Origin of the sequence: Streptomyces sp. NPDC057486, assembly GCF_042802415.1 — a bacterium.
Taxonomy (GTDB): Bacteria; Actinomycetota; Actinomycetes; order Streptomycetales; family Streptomycetaceae; genus Streptomyces; species Streptomyces yanii.
On record NZ_JBHVEE010000264.1, the window covers coordinates 1 to 4,521 of the forward strand.

Consider the following 4,521-nt stretch of genomic DNA (forward strand, 5'->3'; position numbering starts at 1 on the left):
GAGGGGAGCGGAGGCCTTCCGGCCTTGCTCTGTGGTGCGGTGGTACGCCGTGCTGCCGGTCAGTCCACCGTCGTCGCGGGCACGCGGACCGTGGTGAAGCGGCCGTCGCCGAGCTGCAGATGAGCGCGGCCGGGTTCGCTGTCCTGGCCCATCAGCCCGCGTGGCAGACGGGCGCCGACGAGTTCGCCGTCGCCCATCAGGCGGGGCGCGAGCAGGGCGCCGCAGCGGTTGCGGCGTACCGCGGCCTGCCAGCCGCCGATGCCGCCGAGCAGCGCCTCGTTGTTGCCGGCCACGATCAGGCCCCAGCCGTCCCCGGCGCTGCCGCGGGCGAGCGCGACGAAGTCGGTGTCGAGCTCGGAGTTGATCATCATCTCTGCGTCGTCGACGAGGATGGCCCCGGCCGGGCTGTCCACCTTGCCGAGTGCGGCACGGAAGTCGGCGACCGCGACATCGACGTCGGTGAAGACCTCCACGACACCGGGCTGTCCGGCGAGGCCGCGCAGCGGCGAATTGCGCGGCGCGATCACCACGATCTTCGTACCGGACTCGGTCAGCGACTTCGCCATGGTGAGCAGCACCGTGCTCCGGCCGGACCTCGGCGGACCGGCGACCACGAAGGACGGCACCTGTGACAGGTCCGTGCCGACGGCGGCGAGTTCGTCGCCGCCGACGCCGATCATCGCCCACAGCGGGGAGGTGTTCCGCGGCCTGCGGGCGAGTGCCTCCGCGAAGTCCAGCTCGTCGGGCAGCACGTCCACGCGGAACGGCCTGCGCTCGGCGGGTACGTCGGCGTCGCGTTCCGCGACCCGTTCGGCGAGTGCGCCGAGTGCCCGGGCCTGGCCCGCACCGCTGGCGTCGGTGCCGTCTGTGCCGGGGATCAACGCGATCTGGGCGCTGTTGGTGTCCTTGGCGAGGACACCGCGGCCGGCCGGGAGTTCCTCGGGGACGTTGCGGGCGTTGAGGCCCACCATGGAGTAGTCGGCGCGGTCGTTGAGACGCAGGACCAGCTTGTCCTCGGTGGAGGCGGAGAACCGGCTCTGGCCGAGGATGCGGTCGCCGGACAGGACCAGGTGCACACCGACGCTCGCGCCTTCGCGCATCAGGAGGGTCATGGCGTCCATCAGGCTGCCCTGGTCGTAGTTGGCGAAGTCCCGCTCGAACGCCTCGAACCGGTCGACGAGCAGCAGAATGTGCGGGGGCCGCTCCGCCTCGGGCAGGGCGCGACGCAGTTCGGTGAGGTCGGCGACGCCCCGCCTGCCGAGGAGTTCACGGCGCCGCCCGACCTCGGCGACCAGGCGGTTCAGGAGACGGGCCACCCGCTCGACCTGGCCCCGGTCCACCACGGCGCCGCAGTGCGGCAGCCCGCTGAGGGCCTGGAGGGCTCCGTTGCCGCAGTCCAGTCCGTAGAGGTGGACGTCGGCGCAGCCGTGCGCGCCGGTGAGAGCGGCGGCGAGGGTGCGTAGCGTCTGGGACCGGCCGCTGCGCGGTGAGCCGACGATGTACAGATGGCCCATATCGTCCGGATCGAAGGCGAGTTGACGCTGTGTCTGCTCGGTGGGCACGTCGATGAGGCCGTACGCCACCGGGGTGAGCCGGCCGTCCTCGGCCGCCTCGGGGGGCGTGGGCAGGTCGGTGAGGGTGAGGGTTTCGGGCAGCGGGGGCAGCCAGGGGCGGCGGGCGGGCGGTACGGCGAGCTGGGTGGCCGCGTCGCGTACCGCGTCGACCAGCACCGACAGGTCGGTGACCGGCTGGAAGGCGTCCTCCTGGGCCTCCGGCCTCGGCATAGGAGCGCCGAGGGCCTCCCAGTGGAGTTCGGTGAGCACCGGCGCCGGGCGGTCCTCGTCCGTGGCCGCGGCGTCGAGGCGGCGGCCGCCGATCCGGCCGGTCTGGAACGGCAGCAGCGCCGCGTGGCCGAGCCTGGCGTGGGCGCGGCCGGGAGTGCGGGGCGAGAGCTGCCCGGAGTCGGGGGCGTCGATGATGTCGCGGCTCTCGCTGGTGTCGGTGGTGCGCAGCGCGATCCGCAGGTTGGTGTTGGCGCGGATGTCGGCGGTGACCGCGCCGGACGGCCGCTGGGTGGCGAGGATCAGGTGAATGCCGAGGGAGCGCCCCCGCTGGGCGATGTTGACGAGTCCGGAGACGAAGTCGGGGAGTTCCCGCACCATCGACGCGAACTCGTCGATGACGAGGACGAGCCGGGCCATGGGGGCGAGTTCGGGGCGGCGGGTGCGCTTGTCGGTGTAGTCGTCGATGTCCTTGGCCCCGGCCTCGGCGAGGATGTGCTCGCGTCGCTTGAGTTCGGCGCCGAGGGAGACCAGGGCCCGCCCCACGAGGTGGGTGTCCAGGTCGGTGACCATGCCGACGGTGTGCGGCAGGTCCTCGCACTCGGCGAAGGCGCTGCCGCCCTTGTAGTCGACGAGGACGAAGTTCAGCTCGTCCGGCCGGTTGGCGACGGCGAGGCTCGCCACGAGGGACTGGAGCAGTTCGGACTTGCCGGATCCGGTGGTGCCCGCGATCAGGCCGTGCGGCCCGTCGACGGCCAGGTCGACGGCGAACGGGCCGTCCACGCCCTCGCCGATCACGGCGCGGGTGCTGCGGGCGGCGATCACCCAGCGCGCGGCGACGGCGTCGGGGGTGGGCGGTTCGAGACCGAGTACGTCGAGGAGCCGGGCGGAGGCGGGCAGCAGGTTCTCGTCGGCGTCGTCGCCGACGTCGCGGATCGGTGCGAGCGCGCGGGCCACGCCCACGCACCAGGAGCGGGTCGGCGCGTCCATGCGGACCTCGTCGACGGGGTCGGCGTTGTCCTGCTCGGCGCGCAGCCACTTCGGCCCGGCCACGGCCACGGCGCGGCACTCCTCGGGCAGGAGCCGGGCCTCGTCGTCCACGCACAGCGCGTACACGCCGACGGCCGGTCCGTCGCGGAGGATCTGGATGACGCCGGGCAGGGAGCGCAGTCTGCGGGCGCCGTCGAGGACGACCAGGACGTCGGGTTCGCCCATGGCGCCGCCGCGCGGTGCCCGGTCGCCGGCCTGCTGCCGGGCGGCGATCACGGTGGTGAGTTCCGCGATGCGGCGGCCCACGGACTCGGCGCTCGCGCCGACCAGGGAGATGGTGTCCTCGCCGAGCGGCGCGCAGTGCGGCAGCCAGTGCACCCAGGACCAGCGGTCCGCGCCGCCGGTGCCGGACAGTACGCAGATCCGCAGGTCGGAGGGGCTGTGCAGGACGGCGGCCTGGGCGATCAGCCAGCGCACCAGCGGCTCGGCGGTGTCGCCTCCTGCGACGCCCATGACGCCACAGGCGCGCAGCGACACGGTCACCGGCACGGCGTGCGTGGTGCGGTCGACCCTGCGGCGGTGTTCCGGTTCGGCGGGGTCCTGGAGCTCCACGTAGGCGGGGCGGTCGGCGACGCCGAGCCGCATCAGCAGGAAGTCGTCGTCGCGCCAGCGGCGCTCCCACAGCCGCTGGCGCGGTCCGGTGGCGATCAGGAGGGCCGACGCCGGGTCCGGGGCGGCGAGGCGCCGGACGTGCTGTTCGGCGAGCACCGCCTCGTCCACGTCCTGTTCCAGGGCGGCCTTCTTCTCCTCGTACTCCTTGAGCTGGTCCTCGTAACTCTCCTTGCCCCGGCGCTTGTTGGAGAACTGGGAGATGAGGGCGACGACCGGGGAGAGGACGCCGAAGATCAGGAACCTGGGGTTGTTGAAGAGGATGAACGAGACGCTGGCCATCATCAACGGCGCGAAGATCAGCATGAGCTGAAGCTTGTTGCGGGTGGGTTTGCCGGGCGGTACGGGGAGCTGGAAGCGGTTGTTGACCGGCGGGGGCAGCAGCCGGGGCGGCCGGTTGTAGTCGAGGCCCACGCCGTCGTCGGAGGGGTGGAGGGCGGCGTCGGGCATGGAGGGCGCGGCCAGTTCGAGCAGGGCCGGGCCGATGGTGAGGACGCCGCCGAGCGGCCAGTCCGTCCAGTCCTGCGCCTCGGTGCCGTCCCGTGTGACGCCGTCCTGGTCGACGGAGCGTACAGTCGCGGTGCCGTCGGCGTGCACCTTCAGGCGCGCCGCGGTCTTCGCGAGCCCTTCGGCGCGGAGCTGGATGCGGCAGGACGCGGCGGAGCCGATCTCGTAGTCGCCGGGCGACAGCCGGAACACCACTCCGGCGTCGGCGCCGCCGATACCGCGCAGTTCCACGACGCCGTCCGGCTCCGGGCCCGCCTCGGGTGCGGGGGCGTCCAGCGACAGCAGGCTGCCGGAGCGCAGGGCGGCGGCGGCCATCGGCTGGTCGGCGGGGAGCGGGGTGGCCCCGTGGTACAGGACGGGCGGTGTGTCCGGGGTGCCGCCGCGCAGCCGCCGGTGCAGTTGCTCGGCGAGTTCGCCCGCGGGGGCCTCGGGGTCGGCCTCGATCATGATGTCCGCGGTCTGACCCTGCTCCGGGTCGACGGCGGTGACGGTCAGACGCATCGTCAGTGCTCCTTGGGCACGGGGGTCACCAGGGGTGCGGGGAGGCCGGCCGGGCCGGGCCGGAGAGGGGTCC

Annotated in this window: 1 protein-coding gene; it reads right to left on the reverse strand. The window is 73.5% G+C overall.

The window, feature by feature from the left end; translation table 11 throughout:
• Positions 1 to 59 precede the first annotated feature (59 nt).
• Positions 60 to 4,448, reverse strand: coding sequence for an FtsK/SpoIIIE domain-containing protein (locus tag ACFU6I_RS47815; RefSeq protein WP_384380668.1), 4,389 nt, complete (start codon positions 4,446 to 4,448; stop codon positions 60 to 62).
• Positions 4,449 to 4,521 lie beyond the last annotated feature (73 nt).

Excerpts from the sequence above, each read along its gene's own strand:
- ACFU6I_RS47815 (WP_384380668.1), bottom strand. The coding sequence starts at position 4,448 with ATGCGTCTGACCGTCACCGCCGTCGACCCGGAGCAGGGTCAGACCGCG.